The organism is Zobellella iuensis, assembly GCF_016746085.1.
Classification (GTDB): Bacteria; Pseudomonadota; Gammaproteobacteria; order Enterobacterales; family Aeromonadaceae; genus Oceanimonas; species Oceanimonas iuensis.
This window is the reverse complement of the sequence record NZ_JAERTZ010000008.1, coordinates 75,536-90,958: the sequence shown is the minus strand read 5'-3', so window position 1 is coordinate 90,958 and position 15,423 is coordinate 75,536. Positions and strand designations below refer to the sequence as shown.

Below are 15,423 nucleotides of genomic sequence, written 5' to 3'. Positions count from 1 at the left end.
AGGAGTTGTCCGCTTTCACACCAAGTGCCTGAACGGATGGACAAAAAACAACCTATCAACCAATTCATTATTTTTTGGAATGAATTGGTCCTTTTTTTTCGTTTGCGGCCCATGGCGGGGTCTGTTTTTATCGTTACCTCTTTCTTCAGGAGTTAACGGGGACCCTATATGGATTTAGCATGCATCAGCCAGTCGCTCGGCGTGATCCACCCCATCTGCATGGAACGCGGCCGCAATGCCGAGGTTTGGGATGAGCAGGGCAAGCGCTACATCGATTTCGTCGGCGGCATCGGTGTGCTCAACCTGGGACATGGCCATCCGGCGGTAGTCGAGGCGATTCGGGCCCAGAGCGACAAGCTGCTCCATTCCGCCTTCAACGCGGTGCCGCACCGCGGTTACCTGGCGGTGGCCCGGCAACTGGCCGAGTTCGTGCCGGTGTCCTACCCGCTGTCGTGCATGCTGACCAACAGCGGCGCCGAAGCGACCGAAAACGCCCTCAAGGTGGCCCGTGCCGCCACCGGCCGGCAGGGGGTGATCGCCTTCGACGACGGTTTCCATGGCCGTACCCTGGCGGCGCTGAACCTGAACGGCAAGGTCAAGCCATACAAGCATCGTCTCGGCGCCTTGCCCGGTCCGGTGTACCACCTGCCCTTCCCGAGCCGCGATAGCGATGTTGGCGCCGATCAGGCCATGGCGGCGCTGGCGCGCCTGTTCGAGGTCGAACTGCCGCCGGAAGAGGTGGCCTGCATCATCGTCGAGCCGGTGCAGGGCGAGGGCGGCTTCCGCCTGCTGTGTGCCGATTTCGCCGCCCGCCTGCGCGCGCTCTGCGATGCCCACGACATCCTGCTGGTCTTCGACGAAATCCAGTCGGGCTTCGGCCGCACCGGCAGCCGCTTCGCCTTTTCCCACCTCGGGGTGGAGCCGGATCTGTTGCTGATGGGCAAAAGCATGGCGTCCGGGCTGCCGCTGGCGGCGGTGGCCGGCCGGGCGGAACTGATGGATGCCCTGCCCAAGGGCGGGCTGGGCGGCACCTATTCGGGCAACGCCCTGGCCTGTGCCGCGGCCCGGGTAGTGATGGATCTGATGAGCGAGCAGCAACTGCGCTTGTGGGGTGCGCGCCAGGAGCGGGCCACTCTGGCGGCATACCAGGCCTGGCGGGCCTCGGGGCGCTACCCCATGCTGGGCCGGCTGACCGGGATCGGCGCCATGCGCGGCATCGTTTTCGAAGACACCGCCAACGCCACGGGCAGCGAGCATCTGGCGGCCCTGCTGGATGCGGGCCGGGAACTGGGAGTGCTGCTGATGCCGAGCGGTCGTCGCCGCAACGTCCTGCGCTTGTTGCCGCCATTGACCACCGAGCCAGAGGTGCTGGCTGAAGGGCTGGCCTGCCTGGAGCGGGCGCTGGAGACGCTGCGCCCATGATAGCCCGGCTGGGCGCACGATGGACAACCCCGATTTACCCAAGACAGCAATGTCATCCCGATAGGAACAACGGAGACGAATGAAGCATGACCACCTATTTATCCTGTGACGAGATCCGCGACCGCTTTGCCGGCGCCATGTCGGCCATGTACCAGGCCGAGGTGCCGCAATACGCCACCCTGCTCGAGCTGGTGGAGCAGGTGAACCGGGAAACCCTCGCCAACCATCCCGCCCTGGCGCAACGCCTGGCGGAGGGCGGCGAGCTGGAGCGGCTCGGCGTCGAACGCCATGGCGCCATTCGCGTCGGTACCGCCGGTGAGCTGGCCATGTTGCGCCGCCTGTTTGCGGTGATGGGCATGTATCCGGTCGGTTATTACGATCTTTCCGAGGCCGGCGTGCCGGTGCATTCCACCGCCTTCCGCCCGGTAGAGGACACGGCCCTGGCCCGCAATCCCTTCCGCATCTTCACCTCGCTGTTGCGGCTGGAACTTATCGAGGATCCCAACCTGCGCGAGCGGGCCGCCGCCATCCTCGCCGCGCGGGACATCTTCACGCCGGGCGCGCGGGAATTGATCGATGCGCACGAACGTCAGGGCGGGCTGACCGAGTCGCAGGCGGAGCGCTTTGTGACGGAGGCCATCGAGACCTTTCGCTGGCACCGGGACGCTACCGTCGACCTCGACACCTATCATGCCCTGCACACCGAGCATCGCCTGATCGCCGACGTGGTCTGCTTTCGCGGCCCGCACATCAACCACCTGACCCCCCGCACGCTCGATATCGACGCGGTACAACAGCGCATGCCGGCGGCGGGCATGGACCCCAAGGACGTCATCGAGGGGCCGCCCCGCCGCAATTGCCCCATCCTGCTGCGCCAGACCAGTTTCAAGGCGCTGGATGAAGCCATTCGCTTCGCCGGTGAACAACAGGGCTCCCACACCGCGCGTTTCGGCGAGATAGAGCAGCGCGGCATTGCGCTGACCGCCAAGGGGCGGGCGCTTTATGATCGGCTGCTTGCCGAGTCGCGCGGGCGGACGACGGGGCTCGACAACGCCAGCCATCAGCAGGTGCTGGCGGAGGTGTTCGCCGACTTCCCCGATGACGAGGCGCAGCTGCGCCGCCAGGGGCTGGCCTTCTTCGACTACCGGCCGACGGCCGCCGGCAAAGCCGCCGCCGGCGTGGACAGCCGGGACATGGAAGCCTTGATCGAACGCGGCCTGGCCACGGCCAAACCGATGACTTACGAGGACTTTCTGCCGGTGAGCGCGGCGGGCATTTTCCAGTCCAATCTCGGCGGCGGCCAGAGCGAGGCCTACGAGGGTAATGCCAACCGGGGCGCCTTCGAGCAGGCGCTGGGCGCGACGGTAATCGATGAACTGGCGCTCTACGCCGAGCGCGAGTCGTCCTCCTACCGGGCGACGCTGCAGGCATTGGCCCAATAACCACTATGACGGGGAAGGGGGCGGCCATGCCGTCTCTTTCCCCCTGTTCAGACCAACACCGAAGAGGTAAGCAACGACAGCACAAGTTAAATCGCCGTTCCCAATACCGCTGCACTTGGATGGCAGTGAACCCAGGGATCGTAACCGACTATCGAGTGGATACTCCACAGGGAGAAATAATATGAATAAATCAATAACATCAACAGATTGCAAACTGCCGAGCCTGCCATTGGCACTCACCCCCATCGTCCTCACCCTGCTGGTGCTGGGCGTCCAGCTGTTCTATTTCGGCGACTTCACGCCCCATATCCCCCTGGCCATCGGCCTGGCCATCACCGCCTTGCTCGGCATCACGCTCGGCCTGAGGTGGCGCCAGATAGAGGAGGGCATCTTCCACGTTATCCACGTTTCCTTGCCGTCCGTGTCGGTGCTGATCTGTGTCGGCATGACCATAGGGGTCTGGATTGCCAGCGGTACCGTCCCCACCCTCATCTATTACGGCCTGACCGTGCTCTCGCCGCAGCTGTTCCTGGCGGCGGCCATGATCCTCTGCTCGGTCGTGTCACTGGCGCTGGGCACCTCCTGGGGCACCGTCGGCACCGTGGGGCTGGCGCTGATGGGCATCGGGGCGGGCTTCGACATCCCGATGTACTGGACCGCCGGCGCCGTGGTGTCCGGGGCCTTCTTCGGCGACAAGATCTCGCCGCTGTCGGATACCACCAACCTGGCCCCGGCGGTAACCGGCACCGATCTGTTCTCCCATATCAAGAACATGCTGCCGACCACCATCCCGGCCATGCTGGTTGCCTTTGTCATCTATCTCTTCGCCGGTTTTTCCCTGATCGGTCCGGAGAGCGCCTCCTTCGACAAGATCAACGCGATCACCGCTTCCCTGCAGCAAAATTTCGTGATCTCGCCCTGGCTGCTGCTGCCGGCGCTGCTGGTTATCGTGCTGGCGGTCAAGCGCATGCCGCCGATCCCGTCGCTGTTTGCCGGCGTGCTGGCCGGCTCGGCTGCCGCCATGCTGGTGCAGGGCGTGGGCCTGCATGACATTTTCACCTACGGCAACAGCGGCTATTCGATCAGCACCGGCGTCGGCGAGATAGACAGCCTGCTCAGTCGGGGCGGCATCCAGTCGATGATGTGGACCATCTCCCTGGTGCTGATCGCGCTGGGCTTCGGCGGCGCCCTGGAAAAGACCCGCTGCCTGGAAGCCATCATCAAGGTGATCATCGGCAAGGTACGCGGTTTTGCCGGGGTGCAGACGGCGGCGATAGGGACTTCCGTTGCCACTAACCTGGTGGCCGGCGACCCCTACCTGTCCATCGCCCTGCCGGGCCGGATGTATGCGCCGGTGTACCGGGGCATGGGCTACTCGCCCCTGAACCTGTCCCGCGCCATCGAGGAAGGCGGTACCCTGGTTTCCCCCCTGATCCCCTGGAATGCCGGCGGCGCCTTCGTCATCGCCGTGCTCGGGCTCGGCATCGCCGAAGGCAATATCGAGAACCTGCTGTACATCCCCCTGGCCTTCGCCTGCTGGCTGTCGCCGATACTGGGCATCGCCTATGCGTATTGCGGCTGGTTTTCGCCGCGCGCCAGCGAGGCCGAGCGCCGGGAGTGGGCGGAAAAAGGTGAGCTGATCGCCGATCTGGGCGGTAGCAACGGCGCGGCGGCCGGGCGGCTCGGCGCCGGCGAAGCGCTCAAGAGCTGATGCCAGGCGGGTGGGATGCACTTCTACACCCGGCGCAAGACCATCACCCAGCGCTGGCCCTCGGCGGGTGTGCGCGAAGGGGTGCAGTTCGCCTTTCCGTCCTGAAGTCACACCGTCGGGCGCTGTTTCGCCGCCCGGCGGCGCTTCCTGGCTTGCCCATCTCTAATGATAAATTTCAGCCCCTTTCGCCCGGCGAGCACCGTCACCGCCCTCCCGATGCCATAGTTGAAAGAGGAGGGGCGCCGCGGGCCCGGGCCGGGCGGTTGGGCAAACGGCGACATCGCCTGCCAGCGCGAGGAGGTGGATTATGGATGGGGCAGTGGTCCGGCGCGAGGTGCGGCTTAATGCCGCCGGTGTCACCCTGGACGGATTGCTGGCGTTGCCGGTTCAGCCCGCGCCCCATTCGGTCACAGGTGCTTTAGAAGGAATGCCCGGCCATCACACCGGCAGCGCGACATCTCACCGGTAGGTGCCCGTTTACGTGGCACAAACCTGCTCCTGGGGCGCAGGCGGCCCGCCTGCTTTCGCGCGCAGCGCGAACCCCTGGCCAGGAAAGCAACGCGCCAGCCTCGGACATAATCCCTACGCGGGCCGCCTTCCCTGCGGAGACCTTACGCCAACGCCGGCTCCGCCAGCCATTCGGCGAGCCGTTGCCGGTCGTGCCCGGCCAGGGTGTTGAGCGGCAGCGGCAGGCTGGGCGCCTCGACCAGACCCAGCAGCTCGGCGGCGGTCGCGGTGACCCGCAGGCTGCCGTACTGGCGGAACAGCTCCCACTTTGGCTGCAGCCGGTCGGACAACTGCAGGGCCCCGTGGGCGTCGCCGGCCCGGGCGGCCCGGGTGATGGCCAGAGCCGTCTGGGGGAAGAGGCCGCCTATTACCGAATACCAGGCCTCGCAGCCGGCGTTCAGCCCCCTGGCGGCCAGGGCATCGCCGCTGATGCCTATGGTCAGGTGCGGGGGAAGCTGGGCGCGCAGGCGCTCGACGCGGGCCCGGGCGGCCTCGGCGTCGTCCGGCACGCCGGGGATCTTGATGGAAGCCACCCGCGGCAGCCCCGCTATCCGGCCGTGCAGCTCGTCGCTGAAGGTGAAGTGGGTCGTGCCGGGGTTGTCGTAGACACAGAGCGGCACGGACAGGGTGCGGGTCACGTCCCGGTACAGGCCGAACACCTCGTCGTCCGACAGTTTCTGGTACGACACCGGCGCCAGCAGCACGCCGGCGGCCCCCGCCTGCTGGGCGTCTTCGGCCAGCTCCTGCACGGCGCGGGTGCGCAGGGCGCCGATGCCGGCGATCACCGGCACCGTCCCCGCGTGCCGCACCGCCAGCTGCACGACACGGGCCCGTTCGGCCCGTGTGAGGTAGGCATAGTTCCCCGTCGAGCCGAGCACGCCGATGGAGTCGACCCCGGCGCCGGCCAGGCGTTCGACCAGGCGGATAAAGGCGGCTTCGTCGATGCCGCTCTCGTTCATGGGGGTGAGGGGAAATGCACTGAGGCCTGCAAACATGGTCGATTCTCCTGGTAACAAAGTTGCTGACAAGGGTTGGCTGCCCCGTGGTTGAACACCGACGCCCATCATCCAGGGCATGCTGCCGATGTTGCGGTATCGGCAGCCGTTATTTACTCATTCTTTGTGCCCGGCACCTGGGCGAGCATCGCCTCGCCGATCACATGGTTTCCACAGGCACTGAGCGCCTGGCCGGCACCCAGTCTGTCTTGTTCTACTTCGTCCTGCCCAAGCTTGTGCTTGCCGACGAGGCGGATGATGTCGATCCGCAGGCCGATGATCTGCTCGAGCAAAGCGTCGATGTAGTCTCGGGGAGCGTCCGCCATCTTCCAGGGTGAGGGTTGCGATGCTTCGTGAGTGCGGGTCAGCCTGGCCACCACGCCCCGCACATACTTTTCGTCATCGAGGAAGTGGATACGGCCATGGGCGTGGACAACCCTATAGTTCCAGGTGGGTACCTGTCGGTGCGACTCGTGTTTGGTCGGATACCAGTTGGGCGAGATATAGGCATCGCCCGCCCGAAAAGCCACCAGCACTTGGTCGCCATTCTCGACGTCTTGCCATATCGGGTTGGCCCGTGCGATATGGGCCTTTAATACGCCCTGTTCGCCTTCACTCGCCACCAGCTCGAAGGGAAGGTGGTTGGCATCCAGGCCATGCTTGCCATGGGTGATCAGGGTTCCGAACGGATGCTTTTCAATGCATTCGTGCAGTATCTGGGTTCGGGATTCATTGAAATGGACGGGTAAATACATATTTGCTCCAAGACAGGCTGAGAGAGAGGAGAGTAGCAAACACCCTCCTGTCAGCCTTCCTTTTAATAAAACAATGGGCTTTCGACTCAGGTTTTTATTCATAACGGTAACCCGTGCCCGTTACCAGCAACACGCTGTTGCTAGCCCTCGACGCCGACCAGCCGGGACTCTATGGTGGCACCCGGCATCATAAGGTGTAATCCCTGGATCAATTGCTCGCCTGCCTGGTGCAGTGCAGCCAGCGGCATGGCCGGCAGGCTTTCCAGAATAAACCACATCTGCCTGGCGTCGGCACCCAGCCGGGTCCTCACTCCCTGCCGCCAGTTCCAGCGCCGGCAGGTCACCCCGATGTCGTCACGCCATACCACTTCCCCTAGTTCGGGGGATTCGTGAGCCGGCGCTCCGTCCTTCATGGTGTCGAACAGCTCGGTGCCGTCCGCGACGACCAGCCGGGGCGTGCCGGCATAGGCCGCCAGGTTCTCGCCGCCGACGGGAACGGCGTACTGGATGCTGATGGCGTTGTACAGATCGACCACCGGATCGATGCTCGGCAACTGCTGGTCGCGCCGTACCCGCTTGAGCAGGGCCTCGGCGGAGCAGGGGGTGCGCTGGGGCTTGGCGCCGAACCGCCTGAACACCTCGGCCCAGGCCTGCAGGTGCGCCTCGGCCCAGGGCGCGCCTCCCGTGCTCAGCGACTGGCAGGCGCGATTCAGGGCGTCGGCGCCGATGTGCGGGTTGATGATCTCGGCTGCATCGACGCTGATGCTGAGAGCGCGAAAGCCGGGCGCCAGAGCGGCGATAGCGGGATCTATTGACGGCAGTACGGTGTGCATTGCAGAATCCTCTAATGACCAATTTATTCCATGCTAACGACCGATGACCAATAAAGTCAATATATCGACCGATCCGGGCGCCGATGTTCAGACCGTCAGCCAGGCCGTCGCCACCCGGCTCAAGGCGCACAGAAAAAGGCAGAAGCTCTCCCTGGACGAACTCTCCCGGCGCGCCGGGGTCAGCAAGGGCATGCTGGTCGAGATCGAGAAGGGCAGCGCCAATCCCAGTATCGCCATCCTCTGCAAGGTGTCGGCGGCACTCGGGGTGTCGGTGGCGGACATTGTCAACGTGGCCAGCGCACCTTCGGTGCACCTGATTGAAAACAAGGACATCGCCACCCTTTGGACCGGCCCTGGTGGCGGCTCCGCGCGCCTGCTCGCCGGTACCAGCGGACCCGACATGATCGAGCTGTGGCGCTGGGAAATGCAGCCCGGCGAGCGCTTCGAATCCGCCGGACATCCACCGGGTACCGTCGAGTTGTTCCATGTCGAGCAGGGGCAGCTGACGCTCAGGGTGGGGGAGACCGAGCTGCTCGTCGCCGCCGGCTGCTCGGCGGTGGCCAGAACGGATGTGCCCCATCACTATGCGAACGAGGGCGAGCTTGGGCTGGTGTTTTCGATGACGGTGGCCGAGCTGCACGGCCGGACGGCTCAGCCCTGAGGGCATGAACGGGCCCTGATGCTTTTGCATCAACGCCGTGCTGTCTAACGGTTAACGTTTTGTTTACTTTTCCTGTCGAGGGGCCCGCCTGGGCCGCACCACAGACAGGAACAACACCATGACCGCATCCGCAAGCACACGCGACTACCGCCTCACCGGCCCGAGCGCCCGGGAGGCGGTGGCCCGGGGCCTGGCCTCGGCCCGGTGGTACCAGACCCCGGTACCGCGCAAAACCCTCAAGGCGCTGATGCAGCGCCAGGACCGCAGCGCCATCCGCGACACCCTGCTGTGGTGGGCGCTGCTGCTGCTGTTCGCTACCTTGAGCGTGCTGGCCTGGGGCAGCTGGCTGGCGGTGCCCTGTTTTCTGGTTTATGGCGTGCTGTACAGCTCGGCGTCGGACGCCCGTTGGCACGAGTGCAGCCACGGCACCGCCTTCCGCACCCCCTGGATGAACGATCTGGTCTATCGCCAGGCCAGCTTCATGATCCTGCGCGAGCCCTCCGTCTGGCGCTGGAGCCACGCCCGCCACCACACCGACACCATCATCGTCGGCCTGGATCCGGAGATTAACGCGCCCCGTCCCACTCCGGTGCTGCGCCACCTGCTCGGGATGCTGGCCATTCCCGCCGTGCTGGGCACCCTGCAAAGCCTGCTGCGCCACAGCGGCGGCCGGCTCACCGAGGACGAGCGGGCCTTCATTCCCGAGATGGAGTGGCCCAAGGTGTTCCAGCAGGCGCGCATGTACCTGGCCCTGCAGATGGCCGTGCTGCTGCTGGCGGTGGGGCTGCAGTCCTGGCTGCCGGTGATGCTGGTGGGGGTGCTGCCCACCATGTACGGCGCCTGGCTGGCCTACCTGTTCGGGCTGACCCAGCACGCCGGCCTGGCCGACAACGTACTGGATCACCGCAAGAACAGCCGCACCATCCGCATGAACCCGGTGTTCCGCTTTATCTACTGGAACATGAACTACCACACCGAGCACCACATGTACCCCATGGTGCCCTATCACGCGTTGCCGGCCCTGCACGAGCAGATAAAGCACGATCTGCCGCCGGTGTATCCCAGCACCTGGGCGGCCCTGTGCGAACTGGTGCCGGCCCTGTGGCGCCAGCGCCAGGACCCGGATTATTTCGTCGACCGGCCGCTGCCGGCGGCGGCCGAACCACCCGCCGACGCTGACCTGCGGCCGGCCCATTCCCTGTAAGTCCCCCTGGGGGAGGAGAGCAAGATGAGCAACTGGATAGACGTGTGCGCCTTCGACGATATCGACGAAGAGGATGTCATTCGGGTCGACCGCGGCGAGCGGACCCTGGCCATATACCGCAGCCCGGACGACGAGGTGTTCGCCACCGCCGGGCTCTGCACCCACGAGGCGGTGCACCTGGCCGACGGCCTGGTGATGGGCGACATCATCGAGTGCCCCAAGCATAACGGCCGTTTCAACTACAAGACCGGCGAGGCCAAGAACGCTCCCGCCTGCGTCCACCTCAAGACCTATGCTGCCAAAGTGGAAGGCGGCCGGGTCTACGTCTGCCTGGATTGAGGTGAGCATGGACGAGCGCATCATCATCATCGGCGCCGGCGAGGCAGGCATCCGCGCCGCCCTCACCCTGCGCCAACAGGGCTGCCGGACGCCGATCACCCTGTTCGGCGACGAGCCCCACGCCCCCTACGAACGGCCGCCCCTGTCCAAGGCCGGGGGCGGCGAGCCGGTAGCCATCGGCGACCTGGTGGCCATGGAGCGGGTCGAGCTGCGCCTGGGCGAGCGGGTGGAACATATCGACCGGGCCCATCGCCAGCTGGTTACCCAGCACGGCGAGCGCCTGCCCTACCGGCAACTGCTGCTGGCCACCGGCGCCCGTGCCCGGCGGCTGGTGCTGCCCGGCCTGGCGGCGGACGCGGCCCTGACCCTGCGCACCCTGGACGACGCCCGCCGCATCTTCGCCCGGGTGGCCCCGGGCAAAAGGGTGGTTATCGTCGGTGGCGGCTTCGTCGGCCTGGAGCTGGCCGCCGCCCTGATCGGCAAGGGCGCGCGGGTCAGCCTGCTCGAAAGCCAGCCCCGGCTGCTGCAGCGGGCGGTGCCGGCGGAACTGGCCCGCATCGTCGAGGAGGAGCATCGGGCGCGGGGCGTGGCGCTTTACCTGGGCGCGGGCATAGCGCGGGCCGAGCCCCGGGGCGAGGGCGCCCGGCTGACGCTCGATGATGGCCGCGAGCTCGAGGCTGAGCTGCTGGTGGCCGGCATCGGGTCCGAGCCCAACACCCAGCTGGCCGCCGGCGCGGGGCTGGCGCTCGACAACGGCATCGCCGTGGATGCCGAGCTTCGCACCAGCGATCCGGCCATCTTCGCCGCCGGCGACTGCTGCTCCTTTCCCCATGCCCTGTACCAGCAGCGGCTGCGGCTGGAATCCTGGCGCTGCGCCCGGGAGCAGGGCGAAACCGCCGCCCTCAACATGCTGGGCGGCCGGCACGCTTACGCCCCGGCGCCCTGGTTCTGGTCGGATCAATTCGATCTGGGCCTGCAGATAGTGGGCCTGTCCCATGTTGCCGAGCGCACCCTGTGCCGGGAGCTGGGCGAACGGGCCCGGCTGCTGTTCCACCTGGACCGGGACGGCCGGCTGCTGGCCGCGAGCGGCATCGGCCCCGGCAACGCCGTGGCCAAGGACATCAAGCTGGCCGAGCGGCTGATCAACCTGCGGGCCCGCCCCGATCCCGTGCTGCTCGCCGATCCCGGCGTCAGGCTCAAGCAACTGTTGTCCACCGCCACCGGGGAGGTCGCATGAAACTCTTGATCCTGCAATCCATGTGGGCCATGGAAAACATTCTGCCGGGCGGCGACACCCTGCCGCTGCCCGAGGCGGTCCGGCGCATTGCCGAGCACGGCTTTGCCGGGGTGACCGACCACTTTACCGATCGCCGCCACGTGCAGCGGCTCACCCAGGAGCTGCGGCCGCTGGGGCTGACCGCCGAGGCCCAGTGCTTCCCTCAAAGCGTGGACGAGCTGCAACCGACCCTGGAGCTGGCGGCCGAGTTCGGCTGCCACCACGTCACCATCCAGCCCGATGTACGCACCCGCGACAAGCAGGCGGCGATGGCCCTGCTGCGGGGCTGGCAGCGGCTGGCGGAGCAGGTGGACTTTCCGGTGCTGGTGGAAACCCATCGCTACCGGCTGACCAACGATCTGTTCTTCACCCTGGAGCTGCTGGAGGAGCTGCCCAGCCTCCGGCTGGTGGGGGACTTGTCCCATTACGTGGCCGGGCACGAGCTGCCGCTGGTGGAGGGCGATCCCCTGGCCGAGGCACAGCTCAGGGAGATCATGCGCCACTGCCACGCCTACCACGGCCGGGTGTCCAACTGCGAGCAGGTGCAACTTCCGATAAGCTTTGCCCAGCACCAGCCCTGGCTGGCGCAGTACCGCCGGCTGTGGCGCTGGGGCTTTGCCAACTGGTGCGAGCGGGCCGCCCCCGGCGACAGCCTGGCCTTTACCTGCGAGCTGGGCACCCGTCCCTATGCCATCACCGGCGCGGACGGGCAGGACATCACCGACCGCTGGGCCGAATCCCTGCAACTCAAGCAACTGGCCGAAACCATCTGGGCGGAAGTACGGCGGGGCTTGTAGGTCGAATTTATTCGACCGAATATGGCGCTGCTGGTGAGGTGGTCGATTGAAATCGACCCTACGGTGGCCCCTGGGCGGACCCGGTGCAACCGGGACTTGTAGGGTCGAATTTATTCGACCGGATGCGGCGCTGCTGGTGAGGTGGTCGATTGAAATCGACCCTACGGTGGCCTCTGGGCGGACCCGGTGCAACCGGGGCTTGTAGGGTCGAATTTATTCGACCGGATGCGGCGCCGGCTCTGTGCCGGGCTCCCGCCTTGTGCTGAAATGGCGTCCTTACCGGCAACAACCTGATGCAAGGCGGAGCAGCGTGAAAAAAACCACCATCGTCGAGATCGCCGAACGGGCGGGCGTGGGCCGGGCCACGGTGGACCGGGTGCTGAACGAGAGGGGCAACGTCACCCCGGTCACCGCCGAGCGGGTATTGCAGGCGGCCCGGGAGCTGGGGCTGAAACGCACCCTGCCGGACGCCTGGCAGCCGCTGCGCCACCTGGAGGTGGTGCTCTGCGACAACGGCGCCAGCTTCTTCCGCCGGCTGGAGCAGGGTTTTGTGCGCGCCGCCGAGGTGCTCGGCAAGCGCCAGTTGGTGCTGCACCGCACCCTGGTGCGCGAGCCGGAGCCGGAACGGCTGGCCCGGCTGCTGGAGCAGGCGGCGTCGCGGCGCGACGGCATCGTCCTGTTCGGCCCCGCCCATCCGGCGGTGGCGGCGGCGGTCAACCGCGCCGGCCAGGCCGGCGTGCCGGTGGTCACCCTGGCCACCGTGCTGCCCAACACCCATCCGCTCTGCCATGTGGGCATCGATCAGTACGCCGCCGGGCGCACCGCCGGCTGGCTGCTCGGACAACTGTGCCGGGAGCCGGGGGAGGTGCTGGTGGTGTGCGGCCGGCTGGAGCTGACCGCCCACCGGGAGCGGGTGCGCGGCTGCCTGGAGCGGCTGGCCCAGTCCAGCCCCCAACTGCAGCCCCGGGTGCTGGCAGGGCGCGAGCAGAACGAATTGATCGACTCCCTGGTGCGGGAGCGGCTGGCGGCGGGGGAGGTGGCCGGGCTGTACAACACCGGGCCCGGCAACGGCATCATCGCCGGCCTGCTGGAGCGGCGGCAACTGGCCGGGCGCTGTGTCTTTATCGGCCACGAGCTGCACCCCACTACCCAGGCCCTGCTGCGCCAGGGCAAGATGCACCTGACCCTGGATCAAAACCCGGAGCTGCACGCCTTCCGCGCCCTGGAGCTGCTGATCTGCCACCTGGAACGGACCCCGCCGCCCGCCGCCGGCGGCCGCATCGACTTTACCCTGTACACCCCGGAAAACCTGGGCGACTGAGGGCGGTGACGCCGGATCGCGAGTGGCCGGCTTTGCCCCACTGTGGCTCTCGTCGCCAGACGGGCCACCGCGGATGTAGAGAGACGATGCTTTCGAGTCATCTTGAGCAAAATGTCGCTCAAAAAAGCCAGATTCAATGATTTTTGAGCAAAACTTTGTGCAAAGAGCGGGGCAGTGGCAGCTCAATCCTGGCGGTGTTCAACGCCATCCTCAAACCCTTCGGCCTCAAGGAAGGGCCTGCTGCCGCGCAGCCCGGCACCGGGCATGAATTATTGAGCTCATTTCAATAATGAAGTGAATCCACGTTAATCCATTACATCTTGCAGGGAGTTATATTAACAACACGTTAACGGTTTGTGGCGATTGAGGCCTGACGTTAACGCCAGGCAAGGTATATAAGGATTATGATTGCATCCGCCCCGGATGCAATAAACAGACTCGTCCCTATTTATATGCCAATGGAAATAGCTGAAAGGGTTTTTACCGGCCCAAACAGAAAAGGGAGTTATCGGCCATGTCATCCGTCAGGACATTCTGGAATCAAATGTGGGCTTGGAACGATCAGGCCAAAAGAACGCTGAGGTTTATTCTCACACTGGGATTGAGTCCGGGAAACCAGGATTCGGCCGCGGACAATAAAAGATCGAGGAGTTACAGTAACGCGCAATGGATGGGGCTGCTGATGGGGCCGGCCCTGTTCTTTATTATCAATGCCTTTTTCGCGCCGGCAGGCATGTCGGCCGGGGCGGTGGCGGTATTGGCCATCGTGACCTGGGTGGCGACCTGGTGGATCACGGAAGCCATTCCCATTCCGCTGACTTCCCTGTTGCCGCTGATCCTGTTCCCGCTGATGGGCGTAATGAACACGGGCGCGGTGTCCGCCTCCTATGGCGATCCGCTGATCTTCCTGTTCGTGGGCAGCTTCATGATGGCGCTGGCCATGGAAAAATGGAACCTGCACCGCCGGATCGCGCTCGGCATCATTTCCTTCATCGGCACTAACCCGAACATGATTATCCTCGGATTCATGACGGCCACCGCCTTTCTGTCGATGTGGATTTCCAACACCGCCACCACCATGATGATGGTGCCCATGAGCCTGGCGGTCACCAAGCACCTTGCCGACGCCATCCAGAAGAACAGCCCCGGGGTGGACACCACGCCCGGCAACTTTCCCTTCGGCACGGCGATGATGCTGGGCACCGCCTATGCCGCCACCCTGGGTGGCTTCGGCTCCCTGATCGGCGCCCCCGCCAACACCATACTGGCGGCCACCGTCAAGAAGCTGTACGACGTGGAGATCTCCTTTGCCCAGTGGCTGCTGTTCGGCATTCCGCTGGTGGCCATACTGGTGCCGCTGATCTGGCTGTACCTGGTTAAGATTGCCTTTCCGATGAAGGTCAAGCATCTCCCCGGTGGCGTGGAGGTGATTAGAAAGGAGAAGAGGGAACTGGGCAAAATGAGCTTCGAGGAAGCGGTGGTGCTGGCGGTGTTCTCGCTGGTCGCCCTGGCATGGATAACCCGCAGCTTCGTGCTCAAGGCCCTGATCCCCGGCATCGACGACACCATCATCGCCCTGTGCGGCGCCTTGGTGCTGTTTATCCTGCCGGCCAGGAACGCCGTCGGCACTATCCTGGACTGGGACACGGTGAAGAAACTGCCCTGGGGAATACTGTGGCTGTTCGGCGGCGGCCTGGCCATTGCCGGCGGTATCACCAGCTCCGGCCTGGATCAGTGGATAGGCGGGCAACTGGTCAACTTCACCGAGGTGCCGCTGTGGCTGACCATAGCGCTGATCGTGGGCGTGATCACCCTGCTCACCGAGTTCACCTCCAACACCGCCACCGCCACCATGGTGTATCCCATCGTGGCCGCCGGGGCCGCCGCCCTGGGCATGGATCCCATCATCCTGATGGTGGCGGCCTGCATGGGGGCGACCTTCGCCTTTATGTCGCCGGTTGCCGCGCCGCCCAACGCCATCGTGTTCGCGACCGGTTACCTGAAGATAGGTACCATGGTGAGGGCCGGGATATGGCTGAACCTGCTCGGCGTGGTGTTCTCGGTGATCATCATCTCGTACCTGGTGCCGCTTATCTTCGGCGGCATGCTCTGAGCCTCGGGGCGGTAATATAAAATGACGAAGGGCGGCAAGGGATGCCG

The 15,423-nt window shown here is 65.4% G+C and carries 13 protein-coding genes; 10 read left to right on the top strand and 3 right to left on the bottom strand.

Features of this window, described 5'->3' with window-relative positions; translation table 11 throughout:
* Positions 1-168: 168 nt before the first annotated feature.
* From JKV55_RS03350 to nhaC, 3 genes are all read left to right on the top strand, one after another.
* Positions 169-1,422 carry a 2-aminoadipate transaminase gene (locus tag JKV55_RS03350; RefSeq protein WP_202082331.1) on the top strand — a complete coding sequence of 418 codons (1,254 nt, stop codon included), beginning with the start codon at positions 169-171 and terminating at the stop codon, positions 1,420-1,422.
* 86 nt (positions 1,423-1,508) lie between these two features.
* A complete protein-coding gene (hglS, locus tag JKV55_RS03345) occupies positions 1,509-2,864 on the top strand; it encodes a 2-oxoadipate dioxygenase/decarboxylase HglS (RefSeq protein ID WP_202082330.1) in 1,356 nt (451 codons plus the stop codon).
* Positions 2,865-3,045: 181 nt separating this feature from the next.
* Complete coding sequence (gene nhaC / locus JKV55_RS03340; protein WP_202082329.1) at positions 3,046-4,575, top strand: Na+/H+ antiporter NhaC; 1,530 nt, start codon at positions 3,046-3,048, stop codon at positions 4,573-4,575.
* Positions 4,576-5,186: 611 nt separating this feature from the next.
* Here the strand turns inward: nhaC and JKV55_RS03335 are convergent.
* The 3 genes from JKV55_RS03335 to JKV55_RS03325 all read right to left on the bottom strand — a co-directional run bounded on the left by JKV55_RS03335 (position 5,187) and on the right by JKV55_RS03325 (position 7,665).
* Positions 5,187-6,077, bottom strand: a complete 891-nt coding sequence (locus JKV55_RS03335) for a dihydrodipicolinate synthase family protein (protein WP_202082328.1) — start codon at positions 6,075-6,077, stop codon at positions 5,187-5,189.
* 113 nt (positions 6,078-6,190) lie between these two features.
* Entirely contained in the window at positions 6,191-6,832 is a 642-nt protein-coding gene (locus JKV55_RS03330; RefSeq protein WP_202082327.1) for an FMN-binding negative transcriptional regulator, read from the bottom strand.
* 140 nt (positions 6,833-6,972) lie between these two features.
* The gene (locus tag JKV55_RS03325) at positions 6,973-7,665 is read right to left on the bottom strand and encodes a B3/B4 domain-containing protein (RefSeq protein WP_202082326.1); all 693 of its coding nucleotides are present in this window, start codon (positions 7,663-7,665) and stop codon (positions 6,973-6,975) included.
* A 43-nt stretch (positions 7,666-7,708) separates the two neighbouring features.
* Here JKV55_RS03325 and JKV55_RS03320 point away from each other — a divergent pair, with 43 nt between their 5' ends.
* From JKV55_RS03320 to JKV55_RS03290, 7 genes are all read left to right on the top strand, one after another.
* Complete coding sequence (locus JKV55_RS03320; RefSeq protein ID WP_202082325.1) at positions 7,709-8,326, top strand: helix-turn-helix domain-containing protein; 618 nt, start codon at positions 7,709-7,711, stop codon at positions 8,324-8,326.
* A gap of 118 nt (positions 8,327-8,444) precedes the next feature.
* Complete coding sequence (locus JKV55_RS03315) at positions 8,445-9,530, top strand: fatty acid desaturase family protein (protein WP_202082324.1); 1,086 nt, start codon at positions 8,445-8,447, stop codon at positions 9,528-9,530.
* A 24-nt stretch (positions 9,531-9,554) separates the two neighbouring features.
* A complete protein-coding gene (locus JKV55_RS03310; protein WP_202082323.1) occupies positions 9,555-9,869 on the top strand; it encodes a MocE family 2Fe-2S type ferredoxin in 315 nt (104 codons plus the stop codon).
* Between the two features lie 7 nt (positions 9,870-9,876).
* Complete coding sequence (locus JKV55_RS03305; protein WP_202082322.1) at positions 9,877-11,106, top strand: NAD(P)/FAD-dependent oxidoreductase; 1,230 nt, start codon at positions 9,877-9,879, stop codon at positions 11,104-11,106.
* Positions 11,103-11,942, top strand: coding sequence for a sugar phosphate isomerase/epimerase family protein (locus tag JKV55_RS03300; protein ID WP_202082321.1), 840 nt, complete (start codon positions 11,103-11,105; stop codon positions 11,940-11,942). The genes JKV55_RS03305 and JKV55_RS03300 overlap by 4 nt, the downstream gene beginning before the upstream one ends.
* A gap of 310 nt (positions 11,943-12,252) precedes the next feature.
* Positions 12,253-13,263, top strand: coding sequence for a LacI family DNA-binding transcriptional regulator (locus JKV55_RS03295; RefSeq protein ID WP_202082320.1), 1,011 nt, complete (start codon positions 12,253-12,255; stop codon positions 13,261-13,263).
* Between the two features lie 670 nt (positions 13,264-13,933).
* Entirely contained in the window at positions 13,934-15,376 is a 1,443-nt protein-coding gene (locus JKV55_RS03290) for an SLC13 family permease (RefSeq protein ID WP_202082319.1), read from the top strand.
* The last annotated feature ends 47 nt before the right edge of the window (positions 15,377-15,423 follow it).